Below are 16,752 nucleotides of genomic sequence, written 5' to 3'. Positions count from 1 at the left end.
GCGCTCCCTATGCTCGCGGCGCGGCGGCGCCGGCCGGATGGTTGACCTTCTTCAGATAGACCACCGCGGTGAAGGTGTTGAGCTCCTCGAACACGTGATACGCGCGCGCGTCTTCGACGCGATGCGCCACCGTCCAATTCGTGTCGGCCACGTCACCGAACGTGATGGCGCGCGACGGACACGCCTGGGCGCACGCCGTCGTGAACTCGTCGGGCTGCACCGAGCGATGCTCGAGCGCGGCGCGGTTCTCGACTTCGCGGATGCGTTGGACGCAGAACGAGCACTTCTCCATGACGCCCTTGCCGCGCACCGTCACGTCCGGGTTGAGCTGCCAGTTGAGCGGCTCGGGGAACGCGTACTGCTTGCGGTCCGCTTCGCCGTAGCCGAACCAGTTGAAGTAGCGAACCTTGTATGGGCAGTTGTTCGAGCAGTAGCGCGTGCCGACGCAGCGGTTGTAGACCTGCACGTTGAGCCCGTCCGGCGAGTGGTACGTCGCGTACACGGGGCACACCGGCTCGCACGGCGCGTTGCCGCAGTGCTGGCACATCATCGGGATGAACCGGGTCTCGAACGGCTCGCCGAACTTGCCGTCCACATTCCCCTCGAAGTAGCGCTCGAGACGAATCCAGTTCATCTCGCGGCCGCGCTCGATGTTGAAGCCCGGCCTCTCGTCCGCCCAGATCGTCGCGTTCTGCCAATAGGCGCCGACGGTCGGGATGTTGTTCTCGGCGTAGCATGCGGTCACGCACGCCGAACAGCCTGTGCAGCGCGCGAGATCGACGGTCATCGCCCAACGCCGCTTGGTCATGCCGAGCGGATTGTCGGGATTGTAGAGGCCTTTGTCCTTCCCGCGATCCGCCGCGGTCGGCGCGCCGAGATCGCCCTGCGCGTCCGCCGCGACGGGCGACCGAAGGCCGGGCAAGAATTCGTGGCTCGCCTGGCCGGGGATCTCGCTTTCGGCCGTCGGCGGTTTGTTGATGTCGGCCGCGTTGACCGCGCGCGCGATGCCGCGGCCGTGCTGCCGCGCCGAGCCTTCCGTACTCGGCAAGATTCGGCTTTCGCCGGTCTTCGACACCGACGCCTTCGTCGCCGTGAGCACGAGCGCGCCCGCCGCGTCGGTGCTCACGGGGAGCAGATCGCCGACGTTCGCGCCCAGGTCCCGCGCGTACCGCCCGTAACCCCATTGGATTTGCGACGGGTCGTGGCTCTTCGGTTCGAACCGTGCGATCGAAGCCGTCGCGTGGTGCCCCTGTCCCGTCGGAATCGCGATCGCGTCCTTGTGAATTCCCATATAGGGGAACGCGTAACCACGAATCGTCCCGCTCGCCGTCTTGACCTCGAGGATGTCGCCGCGGTCGATGCCGAGTCGCTGCGCGGTCTCGGTGTGCAGCTCGACCCACGTGCTCCACGTGATCTTGGTGACGGGATCAGGCAGCTCCTGCAGCCAAGGCTTGTTCGCGCCGCGACCGTCACCGAGCGTCGGCGACTGGTACGCGACGAGGAAGAGATCGCCCTGTGTGCTCGCGATGGCCGCTGGCTTCGGCCCCGCGGCGACCGCTGCAGCGGCCGCCACCGGTGGGCGCGTCGCCGCGACGAGCCCCTTCGGAAGCGCCGCCGCCAGGCCGGGCGCGCCGCCGGGGAAGTTCGCGATGTAGTAGGTGCGGAAATCGGCCGCGGGGAATCTGCCGCCGAGCGTCGAGTCTTTCTTCGCGACGGCGATGAGCGCGTCGGCCGTGGACCCCTTGATCGCCGAGAAGACCGGATCCATCGCCGGTTGCTGGAGCGACAGCGTGCCGCGCACCGGCTCGGCGTCGCCCCACGACTCGAGCGCGTGCAGATCCGGGATGACGAGGTCGCAGAGCTCCGTCGTTTCGTCGGGCTGACTCGAGAAGCTCACGCGATACGAGGCTTTCGCGAACGCCTCGGCGAATTTCGCGGCCTTTGGAAGAGCGTAGGCCGGATTGCATCCGCGCACGAAGACGACGCCCGCCTGCCCCGCTCGCATCTTTTCCACCGCGGCGAGCACGTGGTCGTCGGACGCGATGCCATCGAACGACGTGATCGGCTCGGTGGGCTTGATCGTCGTGCCGACCGCACCGTTCGCGCCGTTGATCGCCGCGACGGCGAGGGAGACGTCGAGCGCGTCGGCGCCGCTCGTTCCCGCGAGCGCCAGCACATGCTGCGACGCCGCGAGCTCGTCGGCGAGGCGCTGCAGCGTCGCGGCATCGACTCCACTGTCCGTCGCCGCCTGCTGAATGCTGATCTTCTTGGCGAGCGCGTTGGCGATCGCCAACTCCCCGCCCGGCTTGCAGGCAAGCCATTCATCGGCGTTCAAGCCAGTGAGAGACCGGCGCGGACCGACGTACCAGAACCGGGGTGCGCCGGCGAGCTTCGCGCGTGCTTCGGCGAAGTCGAGCTGCTGCGGGACGTTCGCGCCCCACGACTCGAGGAAGTCGGCGCCGAACGAGATGATGAGACGCGCGTCCTGGAAGCTGAGCGAAGGCCACGCGACGCCGTACGTGCGACGGTTGGCTTCGATCGCCGCGCTGTCGGACTCGAAGTCGACGCTCACGTGCGCCGGCATGCCGTACGCCGCCAGCCAAGTGTCGAGAAAGCGCGCGAACGCGCCGCTCTCGTGCTGGTTGAGGAAGATCGAATTCGCGGCCGTCGCTCTGGACTGCGTGAGCGTCTGGCTCAAACGCGTGATCGCGTCGTCCCAAGTGATCGGCTTCCACGCGCCGTTCTCCTTGACCATCGGCGAGCGGAGGCGATCCGGGTTGTACAACCCTTGAAGCGCGGCCTGACCTCGCGCGCAGAGCGCGCCGCGGTTCAACGGATGGTCGGGATTTCCCTCGAGCTTGATCGCGCGGCCGTCACGCGTCTCGACGATCAACCCGCAGCCGGCCGAGCATTCGCGGCACGTGGACGCGAAATAGGTCGACACGCCCGGGACCGTTTCGTCGGGCGAGTGGACATATGGAATGAGCTTTCCGGTATCCTCGGGCAGGCATCCGGTCGCGGCGACTGCCGCGCCCGTGACACCGACCACCTTGAGGAACTCGCGGCGCTTGACGCCCCCCCCGGGGACCTTGGTGTCGTTGCTCATCTCAGTAGTGGCAGTTGGCGCAGTCGTAGCGCGCCTTCTTGCGCTCGACCGTCGTACCCGTAGTCGCCGCGGCGGCATTGGCGCCGATACCGGGCTGCGGTGCGTAGCCGGCCGCCTCCAGTCCTTCCTGCGGGCTGTAGCCATTCACGTGGCAGCTGACGCACCAGCCCATGTTGAGGCTCGAGAACTGGTAGACGCGCTCCATGTTCTGGATCTGCCCGTGGCACGTCTGGCACGTCACGCCGGCGTTGATGTGGCGCGTGTGCGGGAAGTGCACGTACTCGGGAAGTTTGTGGACGCGATTCCACGGAATGGGAATCGCCTTCGCGCCCATGCCGAGGAACGGGGCGGTCTGATTCGCGTAGTTGTAGAGCTTTTGAATCTCCGCGCTCTTATACGGCTTGTTGCCGTGGAGATCGTTCGCGGGACGATCGGGACCGATCGCGTTGTGGCATCCCATGCACGTCGACACGGCCGGGAGCCCGGGGTCCATCGACTTGTTCGCCGCGTTGTGACAGTAGAGACAGTTGATGCCGAGCTTCTGCACGTGCACCGTGTGCGGAAAGGCGATCGGCTGGATGACGGTGCGGCGTTGCGAGGACGAGGCTCCGGCGTACGCGGAGAGCATCACGGCGCCTACGGCCAGAGCGAACAGCCCTGGTATGGCGGTCCATTTCCTTCGCTTGGTCATCGCGATGGGGTGAATTTTGAAACGCGGCGGGCTGCTACGGTCTTGTGAACTAATTCACAAGGCGTCCGACTGGCCGGGAAATCTAGAAAGGGCGGGAGATTGCACGCAAGCCACGTTTACGCGGCCGAGCAGATGTCGCGCGCGTCGGCGAGCGACGAATCGGCGACGTCGTCACCGAGCAGGTCGAGGTTTGCCGTCGGCGTTTGCATCAAGCGCAGCGGCCACTGCGAGCCGAACACGAATCGCTTCGAGCCGACCGTGCGGAAGAGCTTCGAGAGATGATCCTCGGGCGGCCCCCACACCCACGAGATGTCCCAGAAGACCCGCCGCTGTTCGGCCGGCGTCAACCCCCAGTGCACCTCCTCGATCAACTCTCGCGACGCCGCCGTTACGACAAGGCGCACCGATTCGCCCGCACGCGCCAGCGCCCTGACCGTCGCGCCCGTCACGTCTCCGACGGAATCCATAGGATGGCGCTGCCGGAGATCCTCGAATCGAACCGTCAACAGCAGCGCGAGTCCGATCTCTCCCGTCGCCACGGCGAACTCGCGCAGGCTCGTCGACGCGCCGCCGCCGGGTGCGAGGCCCCACTGCGGCGGATATGCGCGCACTGCGGGAGCCCCCTGCTCTCTCGCCGCCGCAAGCGCCCCGAGCCAGTGGGGCCAATCGGGCCGGATCGCGGGGACAGGCCGAAGACGGCCGGCGTACGGCGCGAGAGCCTTGTAGAGCGACGCGTTGCCCGCCGTCGGATCCCGATGAAACGCCGACGGCAGATGGCCGACCCACGCGCCGTCGATTCCCTCTCGGTCGAGAACGCGCACGAGCGCGTCAGGGTCGGGATGGGGAACTTCGCGGAACGGATATGAACCAATCAGCGTGTTGACGTCGATCACGCGCGCACTCCGGCGAGGGAATCGCGCGCCGCATCGATGCCGGCGGACGACCGCTCACACCTCGGAAAGCTTCCGGGGCGAAACAGCCGCGCCGCGTTCTTCCAGCGAATCGCTTCGATCTCGTCGCGGCTCAGACCCATCACGTCGAGCGCGCGAAGCTTCGCCAGACCGGTGCACATCGTGAGATCCGATCCCCACAACAAGCGCTCGGCGCCGAGCGCGTCGACGGCGGCGTCGAGCATGCCGCGATCGACGCCGCTGCCGGATAGGTCGGGAAAGATGTTCGGGACGTCGCGGACGGCGGCAAAGGTGTGGGCGTAGTCGCCCCCGCCGCCGATGTGCGCGAGGATGAAGCTCGCTCGCGGATGTCGGTCGGCGAGGCGCGCCAAGTCGGCGCCATCAGAGATCTCTTGCGACGGCCACTCCCGCGTGCGGTGCTGCCAGATGTGATGGAGCATCGGCAGGCGATGCTCGGCCGCGAGCGCGGCGATCGGATCGAGAAGCGCGTCGTCGGCGCGCCGGCTGGCGAGCAGCTTGATGCCGATCGCTCCGCGCGCCCTGCACCGCTCGATCTCGGCGCACGCGTGCTCCGTGTAGTTCGGATTCACCGTCGTGAACATGCGCGCCCGATCCGGCTCGCGCGCGCACAGATCCAGCATCGCGTCGTTGCCGAGCGCGATGTCGTCGGGCGACGGGAAGTAGGTCGGCGACGAAAACCCCCACGTGCCGAGGATCGACGCAACGTGGTAGGTGATGCCGATGCGGTCGCCGGCGCGGAACCGCGCCTCGTTCACTTCCGCCCAGTCGGAACGACCGGTACGTGCGTGATGAAAGTGCGCGTGGACGTCGACGAGGGGGCCACCGCCGCCGAGAGGAACACCCGCCGTGCGCGCGCTCAATCGGTGCCCTCCGCCTCCTCGTCACGCAACGCGACCAGCGTGTCGCTCGCGCCGCGCTCGAGGTCCCTCAGCGCGTCGTCGTCGTGAGCGAGCGCGGCATAGTTGTACGCGCCGCGTTTGAGGATCACGCCGTTCGCCACGCCGAGCTCGAGAAAACGCTGTTCGCGTTCCGGTCGGTCGAAGCGGAGCATCCACATGGGGTCGGGGCCGTCGATGGTAATCCCTTGCACCCCGCTCGCCTCGATCGCCGCGGTGATCGCGTGCTTCATGTCCGCGCCGATCGACCAGAGCGAGGCGCACACGTCGACGCTGTCGTGCCACGTGAGCACCGCCCCCGCCGCGGCCAGCGCCGACGATTCGCTCGCCAGCGTAGACGAGATCCACGTCTTGCGCGCGGCGTCCATGAGGTCCCGGTGGCCGACGACCGCGGCGAGCGGGAATCCGTTGGCCATCGCCTTTCCGAACGCGGCGAGATCCGGCACGACGTCGGCGAACGCCTGGTAGCCGCCGGTCTTGAGGCGGAATCCGGTTTTGATCTCGTCGAAGATGAGCGCGGCGCCCGATTGCGTCGCGAGCTCACGCGCGCGGTTGATCCACTCGGACGACGGCATGCGCTCGATGACGGGCTCGATCACGATCGCCGCGAGCTGGCTCCCCGCCGCGGCCACGGCCGCCTCCAACGCAGCGACGTCGTCGAATGGAATCCGCCGAAAATCCTTCCGCACACCCTGCGGAACGCCCGTGGTCTCGTCGGCCGACCAGTCCAGCCACCCGAAGTAGCCGCATCCGACCACGACGTCGCGCGACGTGTACGTTCGCGCGATGCGCACCGCGGCGGCGATCGCTTCCGCGCCGGACTTGAGAAACTGCGCTTTGTCCGCGCACGGGATGACCCCGCATAATCGCTCGGCGACATCCACTTCGTGCACGCTCGAGAGTGCGCTGACGTTGCCGCCGGCGATCGCGTCGACGACGGCGCGCGTGACGTTCGGCTCAGCGTATCCCAGCGAGACGGCGCCGAGCGCCATCGTGCAGTCGACGTACTCGTTGCCGTCCACGTCCGTGACGCGGCACCCGACAGCGCGAATGTAGTGCGACGGCCCGGGAGAATCCTCGGAGCCGTACAGGGCGGCGGTGCGTTTGCTGCCCGTCGAGGCGCCGGTCGGCAGCACGGCGGCGGCGCGGTCGCGGTAATCGGCTTCATCGTGTTCCGCGGGAATCACCTCCGCTTCGGCGGAAGCCTCCGCTTCGTCGTCGGCGACGGTGGCCGTGTCCTCAGCAGATTCATCGGCTGCAGGAGCCGGCGCAGCGGGTGCGTCCTTCGCACCCCGCTCGAAGAAGCGGCGAAATGGCATGCTCGAAATTGAGGTCCGTCGGTTCGCCGACGTCAACCCCGCCGGCGTTTGCGCTCGATGAAGTTCATCACCTCGATCGACATCGCGCGGAGCAACGACAGCTCGCGGGCGTCGGGCGCGGCGCGAAAGGTGAGCGACCTCAGCGTGCGCATGATGTGCTCGGGATAGCGCGTCTTGAAGAACTCGATCATCTCGAGCGACTTCGCCGCGTCGGAGAAATACTGCTCGAATTCACCGTTGGTCGGCGGCGGCGCGTCTTTTCGCGGCGGCGCGATGGTTCGCGTCGCATCGGCGGCCAGCCGGTGAAGCTCGTACAACGCGATCAGCGCGGCCTGCGCGAGGTTGAGCGACGCGTGATTCGTCGTCGGGATGGTCACCGTCACGTGCACCCGGTCGAGCACGTCGTTCGGCAGACCGTTGTCCTCACGACCGAAGATGATGGCGACCAGGCCGTCGGGCGCCGCGTCGAGCAGCTCGCGCGCCGCCTCGCGCGGCTCGACCAGCCGAATCTTCGCCGAGCGGCGGCGCGCCGTGAAAGCCGCGGTGCGAACGCAGTCCGAAACCGCTTCGTCGAACGTGTCGAAGCGCTCGATCTGCTGAATCACGTCCATCGTGCCGTGCGCGATCCCTTCGATTCGCTGGACGTCGTAAACGACGGGTCGAATCAGGCGCAGACGGTGCACGCCCATGTTCTTCATCGCGCGCACCGTCGCCCCGATATTCACCGGATCGAGGGGCTCGTAGAGCACGACGACAACCGAGTCGAGCAGCGATTCAGACATTTTCGTCGGCCCAGTCGATGGGAAGGAGTCGGTCGGCGTCCTGACGGTCGCCACGGAGATAGACGAACTCGCCCGACGCTCCACTGAGCACGAGTTGACCGCGGCGACGGAGTCGGCCGCGGGGCATCTCGTTCACGATGAGGTCGATCGCCGTGAGACCTGACGCGTCGAGCGCCATGGTGACGCGGTAGCCGCCGCCGACTCGTTCCCAGGTTGCCCGCGGCGGCTCAGGCTGCGTCTCCGTACCGATGAGGCTGCGGACACGAACGGAGTCGCCGCCCAATTCGGGTACGAGCATCCATCCGGCGATCCGGCCGTCGAATTTGGCGTACAGTTGAATTCCGTCGCCGTTCACGTCGGAGGACTCATTGTCGAACGGATTCTCGGCGTTTCGCGGCGCGAACGTGACGTCGCTGCGGTGAACGGTCACGGCGATCGTCAGTACGGCGCCACGGGCGCGAAACACGACGTCGGCGGAGGGACACCTGGCCGCTTCCCACGTTTCCTCCGAGCGTCGATAGTGCTCCGCGCCCAGCGTCACCCTCGTTTCGCCGCCGCGAACGAGGCGGAGCGGCGCGGCGTCGGCTGCCGTCGCGATCGACTGTTGCGCCTCCGTCCTCCGCACGACGCCGGTGAGTCCGACGCGCCGCGTTTTACCGCCGGCATCGACGAACGCGATCTCCCATCGGTCGGCCATGGGCTGATGGTCGTGGACGCTGCCGTCGGCCATCACCACTCGGATCGATTCACCGAACTCCGCGCGAACGACGTCCTCGCTCCAACTCCACACGAAGTCGTGCCGGCCGTCTCGCTCCCGCGCGCGCACGATCCAGAACACATGGTCGCCGCGTCCCGGCGCGCCGGGCGCCGTCGCACGCCACCATTCGCACGGCACCATCGAGCGCCCCCACAACGACGCCCGCGCGCCGTCGCGCATCGCCAGCCCGACGACGGTCGTGCCGACCGGTGCTTGCTGGACCGTCGTTTCATGAGCAAAGTCGAAACCGTCCTCGAGACCGTGTCCGCCGGTCAGCGGCGCGCCTTCGGCCGCGCCGACGCCGCCAGTCAGCTCCAGGGCGGCGTGAATCGGAAGGTCGAACGTCGGGCACGGCTCGACGTCGCCGAGCTCCGATGTCGACGCGGGCGACACGGGGATCTCTTCTTCCTCCCACTCGACGCTGTCGACGAGATACGTCGCGAACACGGCGACCGAGCGGCGCACGCGAACGCCAGGCGCGATTTCCGCTTCCGCCGAGATCCAACCGCAATCCTCGCGCTCTTCGTAGTTCCGCAGCATGCCGTTCGTCGGCCGCTGCGAGTGGCCGTCGGCGAGCGGCGCGTTGTGCGCGAGCGTGCTGCGGTACCAGTGGAGCGTGCGATCGACGTACGAGCCGGTGCCGAAGTCGTCCAGCCAGCGCACGGCGTCGTGGGCGAGCAGAAGATTCAGGCGGTCGGGATGGCCGTGGCCCCCACCCGAGTGCCCGTAGTCGAGTGCCGCGTACGCGCGCCCGGCGTCTCGGCGAAAGACGCCGAGTCCCTGCCCCTCCAGCAACGCCGACTCCGGCGCGGCGGCTTCGAGCGGAGGCAGGTGGGGCAGCGCAAACAACAACGCGCGCCAACTGAGATCGGCGCGGGTCAACGACGACGCGATCACGTTTCGCTCGACGTCGGCGGACGAACGGTCGCGTCCCAGCGTCCCTCGCGGCGCGGGGTCGAGGTACATGCGCGCGAGCGCGCCGCGGAGCGTCGGATCGTCCTCTCGAGCGAGTCCCAGCTCGCAATGCTCGGCGATGCGCCACTGACGCAGCGAGATCGCGTACTGTGAATCGCGCCGAGATGGAAGGGTGAAGTCCGGAAGCACCGAGAGAAACGGAGCGGCGAACCCGCGCTGAAATCTCCGCACGAGCTCGGAGTCGAGCGCGATTCCCGCGCGCTCGGCCATCGTCACCGCGTACCAGAGGCCGCGGTGCGCGAACAAATGGTAGTTCTCGCCCTCGTACCACGTGCCGTCGCTCAGCACGCCGTGCGCGATCTGGCGCGCTACGCCGCTTCGGCCGAACACCGCGCGCTCGGCCGACGTGCCGTCCTTGAGGAGGCGGGCGGCCGCGAGCAACGCGACGTCGTTCCAGACTTGCCGGTTCGATCCTCCTTCGTCGAACTCAGCGATCAACGCACGACTCGGCTCGACGATCTCCGAGCGCACGCGGTCGACCAGCGCGCTCTCGCGTTCGGCCATCAAGTCGGCGGCGACGCAGATCTGCAACAGCCAGATCGACTCGAGGTACGTGCTGAAAAACAGGCGCGTGGGCCCGAGAACATTGTCGATGTTGGGATAGCGCAGATACCGCTCGCAGTATCCGGCAAGAATGTCGCGGGACAACGCTGCGAACTGGTCGCCGCGGCCGACCGATGCCAGTGCCGCGCCGTGCACCGCGCGTTCGGCGAGCCACAGTTGGTACCAGTAGGTCCAAAACCGGTCGTGCAATTCGCCCGAGTACACCCGGCCGCAGCGGGGGCAGCGATGCTCGTGCGGCGAGAACGGATCGAACTCGAGCATCGCGCCGTCTACCTCGCATCGTCCACCGGCACGCGAGAGCAACGCCTTCTGCGGCGGAAAGTAGAAGTCCAGTCCGATGAGCGGCGCGAGGTCCGAGGCCAGCGAATCGGCGAGGTCCCGCAGCGGAGTGTCGGCGGCGTGTCGCCGCCGCGCGAGCGTCTCTTGATCGACGAGAACACTCATCGCGACGCGGCGACCTTGCGCGCCGCCGCAGACTCGATGCTCCAGTCGGAGACGGACACCATCTCGCCGCGGAGATCCATCGTCACGTGGCGGAGCCGCGCCGACACTCCTTGGACGCCGCGCGAGTAGTACAGCCAGGCGACCGGCATGCTGTCGTCGAGCACTTGCTGCGCCGAGCGCCACGAGGCGACGCGCGCCGGCTCATCGGTCGCGTTTCGCGCCGCAACGAAGAGCGAATCGAGCTCGCGAGAATGAAAGCCCGTGTAGTCGAGGGCGCCGCCGCGCTGCCTCGTCTCGAACATCGCCGACACGAATGAGAGAGCCACGTCGCCGGGAATTCCGGCCACCAGCACGTCGAATGTCTTCGTCGCGGCGCGCGCGTCGTTGAGGAAAGTGCCCAACTCGACCTGCCGGATGCTGACGCGGATCCCGCGCACCGCGAGATCGGCCTGAACGAGTTGCTCGAGCGCGTTGTCGCCCGACCCGACAGTGAGCAGATCGAGCTCGAGCGGGCGGCCGAGTCGTTGACGAATGCCGTTGGCCGAACGCTTCCATCCCGCGGCGTCGAGCAGCGAATCCGCGCGGGTCGTGTCGCGCGACGCGGTCGCGGGAAGGGCGAACGGACTCTCGGGCGGCACTGGTCCCGTGGCCGGAACTCCGAAGCCCGCGAGCGCGGCGGCGACGATCCGCGCGCGGTCGATCGAGAATGAGATCGCGCGGCGCACGCGGGCGTCGTCGAACGGCGGCTTGCGAACGTTGAACACCAGCCCCGTCGTGAACAGAATCGGGTACTCGACGACGCGCATCGACGGGTCGCGCCGCGCGAGCGGCGCCATCGCGGGTGAGATGCCGGCAACGTCCAACTCGCCGCTTGCCAGACCGGCGAACTTGGTCGTCGGCTCGTCGACGACGGCGACTACCAAACCCGCGACGCGCGGCGGTCCGCCGAGTGACGACGGGAAGCGCGGGTTCCGGCGAAACGTCCATCGCGATCCTGCCCGCCGTTCGACGAACTCGAACGGGCCGTTGCCGACGGGCGCGAAGTTGAAGGCCGCGCGCCGTAATTCCGCGTGGGCGATCGTGTCGAGCAAATGCGCGGGGACGATCGGCAGCTCGCAGAACACGAGCGGCAACGACGACTGCGGCGCGTGAAAGCGAATCTCGACGGTTTGATCGTCGCGAGCGAGGACGGTGTCGACGCCGGCGAGATCGGCCGAGCGCAGATATCCGGTCGCCGGATCGCGCGCCGCCTCGAGTGTATAGGCGACGTCGCGCGCGGTCGTCGGCACGCCGTCTTGCCACTGGAGACCGTTCGCGAGATGCAACGTGAGATCGCGTCGATCGGGCGACCAGGACCAGGACGTGGCCGCGTACGGCGTGGGCTGCAGCTTGTCGTCGTACTTCGCCAGCGTCACGTACAGAACGAATCGCTGGATCTGGCGCGACAATGGGTGAATCGTGACAAGCGGGTTGCCGGACTCGAGATCCGTGCCGGATGCATAAACGACCGTGTCGGGCGGCCGCTCGGCGTTCCAGCATGCGATGACGAGCGCCGCCGCGCCGACGCTCGCGACGGTTGACACTCGAACACGCCCATGCAGGTTCAGCGCGTGCATCTCCTCGCCGTGCTGCGGCGCCTCGCCGGCGCGTTCGCGCTTCTCTGGCTGGTGCTCACGCTCACGTTCGCGCTCGTCCGCCTCGCCCCGGGTGATGCCGCGACCTTCCTCGTTCCGCCGTCCGCGACGGCGGCCGACGCCGCGCGAATCCGCGCCGAGCTCGGACTCGACCGGTCGGTCGCCGTGCAATATGCACGGTGGGCGAACGGCGTGCTGCACGGCAATCTCGGCGAAAGCTCGCTCCGCCGAGAACCGGTGACTCGCGCCGTCGCCGATGCGCTTCCCGTATCGCTTGGACTCGGCGCCGCCTCGCTCGCTCTGACGTTCCTGATTGGAGTTCCGCTCGGTCTCATTCAGGCGGCGCGTCGCGGCCGGGCCGTGGATCGGGCGCTGACGGTGATTACCACGGCCATGTATGCCGCGCCGAGCTTTTGGCTGGCGCTCGCGCTGGTCGCCGTGTTCACGTACGGCGCGGCGGAGTGGGGATTGCCGGCGTGGCTGCGCCTGCCGGCGTTCGGGATTCATGCGCCGGGACTCGAGGTGCATGGATTCGCCGCGCTCTCGGATCTCCTGCGCCACGCGATCCTGCCGGTGAGCATCCTCACCGCCGTCGGAGCGGCGGGCATCGCGCGCTACTCGCGCTCGAGCGTCGCCGACGTGATGGGACAGGATTTCGTGCGCACGGCTCGCGCGAAAGGATCGTCGCCAGCGCGCGTGAACGTGCGGCACGTACTCTCCAACGTTCTGCCGCCGCTGATCGTGCTGTTCGCGCTGTCGCTGCCCGGGCTCGTCGCGGGATCGATCTTTGTGGAGTCCGTGTTTGCCTGGCCGGGAATGGGCCGGCTCATGGTGGACGCGATCGCCGCGCGCGACTATCCGCTCGTGATGGGCGCGGCCGCGGTGTACGCCGCGCTGGTAATCTTCGCGAACCTCGCGGGCGACCTCGCCCTGCCGCTGGTCGATCCGAGGCGCCGCGCGTGATCTCGCGCGCGATTCGGACGGCGCGGACGCTCCCTGGCGCCGCCACGGCGCTATTGTGCGTGCTCGTGCTCGCCACCCTGCTCGTGCCGGCCGTGTCGCGTCAGGACCCGCTCGGAATCGGCGACGTACTTCGCCTGCGACTCTTGCCGCCGTTCTCGCGCGACGCGCTCGGACGCTTTCATCTTCTCGGGACGGATCGCTTCGGCCGCGATCTCTTTGTGCGAATGATGCTTGCCGGCCGAATCTCGCTCGCCGTCGGAATCGTCGGGTCGGTTGTCGCCAGCGGCGTGGGGACGATCGCCGGCGCGGCGGCCGCATGGATGGGCGCCGTCGTGGATCGCACGCTCATGGCGCTCTCCGACGCGCTGCTCGCCATCCCGCGCCTCGTGCTGCTGCTCGTATGCGCGTCGCTCTGGCGCCCGGGTCTCACCACGGTCGTCGCCGTGCTCGTCCTGACCGGCTGGATGGGCGTCGCGCGCATGGTCCGCGCCGAGCTGCTCGGCATGAAGACGCGCCCCTTCGTCGACGCCGCGACGAGCCTCGGCGCGTCGAGCGCCCGCGTGCTCTGGCGGCACGCTCTCCCCAACTCGCTGGGCCCGGCGATCGTCGCGACGACGCTGGGCGTCGGCAATGCGATTCTCCTCGAGAGCGGCCTGTCGTTTCTTGGACTGGGTGTTCAGCCGCCGCGCCCGAGTTGGGGAAACATGATCGCCGGCGGACGCGACCTGATCGTCGTCGCCCCGTGGGTGGCCATCGCGCCGGGCCTCGCGCTGATCGCGACCGTGCTTTGTTGCACCCTGATCGGCGATGACCTCCGCGATCGTCTCGCGGGCGAGTCCGGAGCGACGTTACGCGATAGGGCCTGATGTTGAACTGCCAGAACTGAACACTTGCGCGCATACACCACGGATTCGGCGGCGCCAGCAACAGCTTTTTTGCTGTTCTCGAGCCCTTAAGGCGTCGGTACCGAAAACGCTAACGCGCGAGAATGGTGACGATGCCGCGGGGCTCGGCGGTGAACGAAGTCGTTTGACCGACGAACGGTGCGGAGTCGCCGGGCGTTTCATCGAGACGAGAGAGGCGAGCCTCTTCGATAGTGAATGGAAGACGCCAAGCGCCGGAGACTGGTTCGTCGGTGAGGTTCACGCAGCGAAGCACGAGCCAGCGGCTGTCCTCGCTCTCCTTGATCGTCGAGAATGCGAGGCCGGCACCGATGAGCTCCGGGCCTACGGCGTCGTCGGACACGCGCAGTGCGGATCGGAGAGTCACGCCCGAGATCGGCACGAGAAAATCGTCCGCCGTGTGCTCGATCGCGTCGACGGTCGTTGCGCCGCGTGGGCCGTGAAGCATTACGCCGAGACTCGCCGCGAAGGGGCCGCGGCACTGCGCGAGCGGTGTCGGAGCGGGCCACCCGGCGTGGCCGGGACGTTCGGGAAGATCGCTCTTCGAGAGATCGCCGACTGCACGCACGAGCGTCACCGCGATACCGCCGTCCTCGAGACCCTCGTACTCGGCGAGGCCGTCGCTGAAGACGGTGCAGCCGCGGGCGTCGTCGAACAGCGACACGTACCGATGAAGCGGCGCTGTTGGCGGGACTCGCTCGCTCTGCGTCTCGTCCGCGCTCGGCGCGATCGGCACGCGACGCACCGGTCCGAACGCGGCGTCGGCCCAGATTTCCGGAGCCGCGACGTCGGTGGAGAGAATGATTCGCAGACGATGGTCGTCGCGCTGATTGTTTCCGGTCAAGCCGATCGCGAGGTGCGACGCGCCGGCGTCGAGAGCCAGGTGAATGGCCAGATCCACGCCACCCTGGCTGCGAGGCGCGCCCGGCTCCGTGATTCTCGTGGTCAGTGCGAGCTCGCCGCGAAGCGGGCCGCGGTGCACGCGACGCACGACGCCGAGGCGAAATTCGCAGGCGCGCTCGCGCGGCGCCGGCGTGTAGAGGTCGCCGACGTCCGCGTCGTCCTCGAATCGAATGAGCGAGGAGATGCGACGGCCGCTGGGTTTGTGCAGCAAGGAAATCGTCCCGTCGTCGTGGACGGCCACGACGAGCGTCGCGTTTTCGAGAGAGCGAGACTCCGTTCGCACGCGATCGGCCGGAGCAGCGCCGCGCGACCGGCGGCCGATCGCACGGGTGGCCACGCCGTACGGCGGCGCGTCCCCGACCCACGCGGCAACCTGCGTGACGGATACGAGATCGTTGTCCGGATAGTGCCGCGGAGATTCGGTTCGGGAGTAGCGCGTCGCGCGATCGAGGACCTGGACGGGGCCGAGCCCGGCAATGATCGGCGTTCGTCGCGGCTCGGGGACGTCGAGCGAGTCGCCTGGCTGGGATCCCGGGCCGACCGGCACGTCCGCGACGAACTCTTCGACGTCGATGATCGCGACACCACTCCGCCCGCGCGGCGCTGGATTCCGAATGAGAGCCACCGGCTGCCACGCGTCGCGTGCCGTGCGCGCCTCGGCCGGATCGTGGCCAGCGAGATCGAGGATGGCATCGTCGCGAACGCCCGCCGCCTGGTTCGTCGCGGAACGCACGCGCTGCTCCATCGCGATGGCGATTTCGTCGATCGAACAGCCACAGAGCGTGTCGTGCGGGTGCGCTTCGAGCAGCGTGCGCCACGCTTCGTCGAGCAAGAAACGGCGAGATCGGCTTCGACGCGACGCGAGCGCGTTCCACGGCTCGGCGTCGCGGAGGAGCGAACGTTCGGCGATTGCGTTGAGGCGCTTTTCGTGCGCGCGGGTCGCCAACGTGCCTTGCAGCGTCCACGTGTATCCGTACGAGTCGCGAAGCTCGCCCTCGACGAGCGGGAGGGTCGCTGCCGCCGCGCGCTCGGAGAGCGCGTGTTGAAACGCGCGCAGCGAGCTTCGATGGACCGCGTCGTGGGTGGCGACCGACTGGAGTGCACCCACGGCGTCGCGGTAATCGAGTTGCCGGGCGTGGTGGTCGGCGCCGTTGGGCAAGAGCACGACGCCGGTCGTCGAGCGCGGCGCCAGCTGCTCGCGCATCGCGGCCCACCGTCCCTCGGCTTCCGCCGGATCGACCGGCAAATTCGATCCCAGCGAGTAGCCGTCGCGCGCCAAGTGAAAGAGAAGAACCCGCTCACCACTCGGTGAACGCCACCACGCTCCGTCGCCTGGAGGAAAGCGCCGGCTGCCGTAGCCGCGCCAAAGAACGATGAGGTCGAGACCAAAGCCCGCGGCGATCGCCGGGAGCGCCGCCGGATGTCCGAACGAGTCGGGGCAGTAGAGGACCGGCGGCGCGACGGCGCCGAACCGCTCGAGGGTTCGCCGGCCGGTCAGGAGGTTTCGGACCAGTGCCTCGCCGCTCGGGATCAACTCGTCGGCAAGCACGTACCAGGGCCCGGCTTCGAGACTGCCGCGGCGAAGCAGCTCGCTCAGCGCGCGGACGCGCTCCGGCCGCACGCGAACGTAGTCGTCCAGCACGACCGCCTGGCCGTCGAGCAGAAAGCTCTCCCCTTCTCCCGGTGGATCGTCGATCAGCTCATCGACCAGCGCGGCGAGCCGCTGCCGAAAGCGCTCGACTGGCAGATACCACTCGCGGTCCCAGTGTGTGTGTGAAACGACGTGTACGTCGAGCACGGTCGAACTGGTCCCCGAGGTCGAAGGAGTGGCGGCGGCGAGAACGCTCTGAACGTGACGCGTTCGTCGCCGAACGCAACCGTTGC

General features: G+C 68.1%; 11 protein-coding genes. 2 read left to right on the top strand and 9 right to left on the bottom strand.

From position 1 onward, the window contains the following. Positions 1-7 precede the first annotated feature (7 nt). From VGQ44_05755 to VGQ44_05720, 8 genes are all read right to left on the bottom strand, one after another. Entirely contained in the window at positions 8-3,106 is a 3,099-nt protein-coding gene (locus VGQ44_05755; GenBank protein HEV8446301.1) for a molybdopterin-dependent oxidoreductase, read from the bottom strand. Position 3,107: 1 nt separating this feature from the next. Then, the gene (locus VGQ44_05750; GenBank protein ID HEV8446300.1) at positions 3,108-3,797 is read right to left on the bottom strand and encodes a cytochrome c3 family protein; all 690 of its coding nucleotides are present in this window, start codon (positions 3,795-3,797) and stop codon (positions 3,108-3,110) included. A gap of 116 nt (positions 3,798-3,913) precedes the next feature. Beyond that, entirely contained in the window at positions 3,914-4,690 is a 777-nt protein-coding gene (locus VGQ44_05745; GenBank protein HEV8446299.1) for a hypothetical protein, read from the bottom strand. After that, positions 4,687-5,589 carry an amidohydrolase family protein gene (locus VGQ44_05740; GenBank protein HEV8446298.1) on the bottom strand — a complete coding sequence of 301 codons (903 nt, stop codon included), beginning with the start codon at positions 5,587-5,589 and terminating at the stop codon, positions 4,687-4,689. Before VGQ44_05740 ends, VGQ44_05745 begins: the two co-directional genes overlap by 4 nt. Then, positions 5,586-6,944, bottom strand: coding sequence for an aminotransferase class III-fold pyridoxal phosphate-dependent enzyme (locus VGQ44_05735; GenBank protein HEV8446297.1), 1,359 nt, complete (start codon positions 6,942-6,944; stop codon positions 5,586-5,588). Before VGQ44_05735 ends, VGQ44_05740 begins: the two co-directional genes overlap by 4 nt. Before the next feature lie 32 nt (positions 6,945-6,976). Next, positions 6,977-7,726, bottom strand: coding sequence for a TrmH family RNA methyltransferase (locus tag VGQ44_05730; GenBank protein HEV8446296.1), 750 nt, complete (start codon positions 7,724-7,726; stop codon positions 6,977-6,979). Next, a complete protein-coding gene (locus tag VGQ44_05725) occupies positions 7,719-10,466 on the bottom strand; it encodes a heparinase II/III family protein (protein ID HEV8446295.1) in 2,748 nt (915 codons plus the stop codon). Before VGQ44_05725 ends, VGQ44_05730 begins: the two co-directional genes overlap by 8 nt. Beyond that, entirely contained in the window at positions 10,463-12,049 is a 1,587-nt protein-coding gene (locus tag VGQ44_05720; GenBank protein HEV8446294.1) for a peptide ABC transporter substrate-binding protein, read from the bottom strand. Before VGQ44_05720 ends, VGQ44_05725 begins: the two co-directional genes overlap by 4 nt. A 12-nt stretch (positions 12,050-12,061) precedes the next feature. Here VGQ44_05720 and VGQ44_05715 point away from each other — a divergent pair, with 12 nt between their 5' ends. Continuing rightward, positions 12,062-13,063 (top strand): ABC transporter permease, encoded by a 1,002-nt coding sequence (locus tag VGQ44_05715; protein ID HEV8446293.1) that lies wholly within the window; start codon positions 12,062-12,064, stop codon positions 13,061-13,063. After that, on the top strand, positions 13,060-13,929 hold the full coding sequence (locus VGQ44_05710) for an ABC transporter permease (GenBank protein ID HEV8446292.1): 870 nt from the start codon (positions 13,060-13,062) through the stop codon (positions 13,927-13,929). The genes VGQ44_05715 and VGQ44_05710 overlap by 4 nt, the downstream gene beginning before the upstream one ends. 109 nt (positions 13,930-14,038) lie before the next feature. Here VGQ44_05710 and VGQ44_05705 read toward each other — a convergent pair whose 3' ends face one another. Further along, positions 14,039-16,666, bottom strand: a complete 2,628-nt coding sequence (locus VGQ44_05705; protein HEV8446291.1) for a glycosyl hydrolase-related protein — start codon at positions 16,664-16,666, stop codon at positions 14,039-14,041. Positions 16,667-16,752: the final 86 nt, after the last annotated feature.

The sequence above is a fragment of the Gemmatimonadaceae bacterium genome, assembly GCA_036003045.1.
In the GTDB taxonomy this organism is placed as follows: Bacteria; Gemmatimonadota; Gemmatimonadetes; order Gemmatimonadales; family Gemmatimonadaceae; genus JAQBQB01.
Note: the sequence above shows the minus strand (reverse complement) of the source record. Positions and strands in the feature narration are given on the sequence as shown.

Bases quoted from the DNA above. Each gene is read 5' to 3' on its own strand.
- VGQ44_05755 (HEV8446301.1), bottom strand. From the start codon at position 3,106: ATGAGCAACGACACCAAGGTCCCCGGGGGGGGCGTCAAGCGCCGCGAG.
- VGQ44_05750 (HEV8446300.1), bottom strand. From the start codon at position 3,797: ATGACCAAGCGAAGGAAATGGACCGCCATACCAGGGCTGTTCGCTCTG.
- VGQ44_05735 (HEV8446297.1), bottom strand. From the start codon at position 6,944: ATGCCATTTCGCCGCTTCTTCGAGCGGGGTGCGAAGGACGCACCCGCT.
- VGQ44_05730 (HEV8446296.1), bottom strand. From the start codon at position 7,726: ATGTCTGAATCGCTGCTCGACTCGGTTGTCGTCGTGCTCTACGAGCCC.
- VGQ44_05725 (HEV8446295.1), bottom strand. From the start codon at position 10,466: ATGAGTGTTCTCGTCGATCAAGAGACGCTCGCGCGGCGGCGACACGCC.
- VGQ44_05715 (HEV8446293.1), top strand. From the start codon at position 12,062: ATGCAGGTTCAGCGCGTGCATCTCCTCGCCGTGCTGCGGCGCCTCGCC.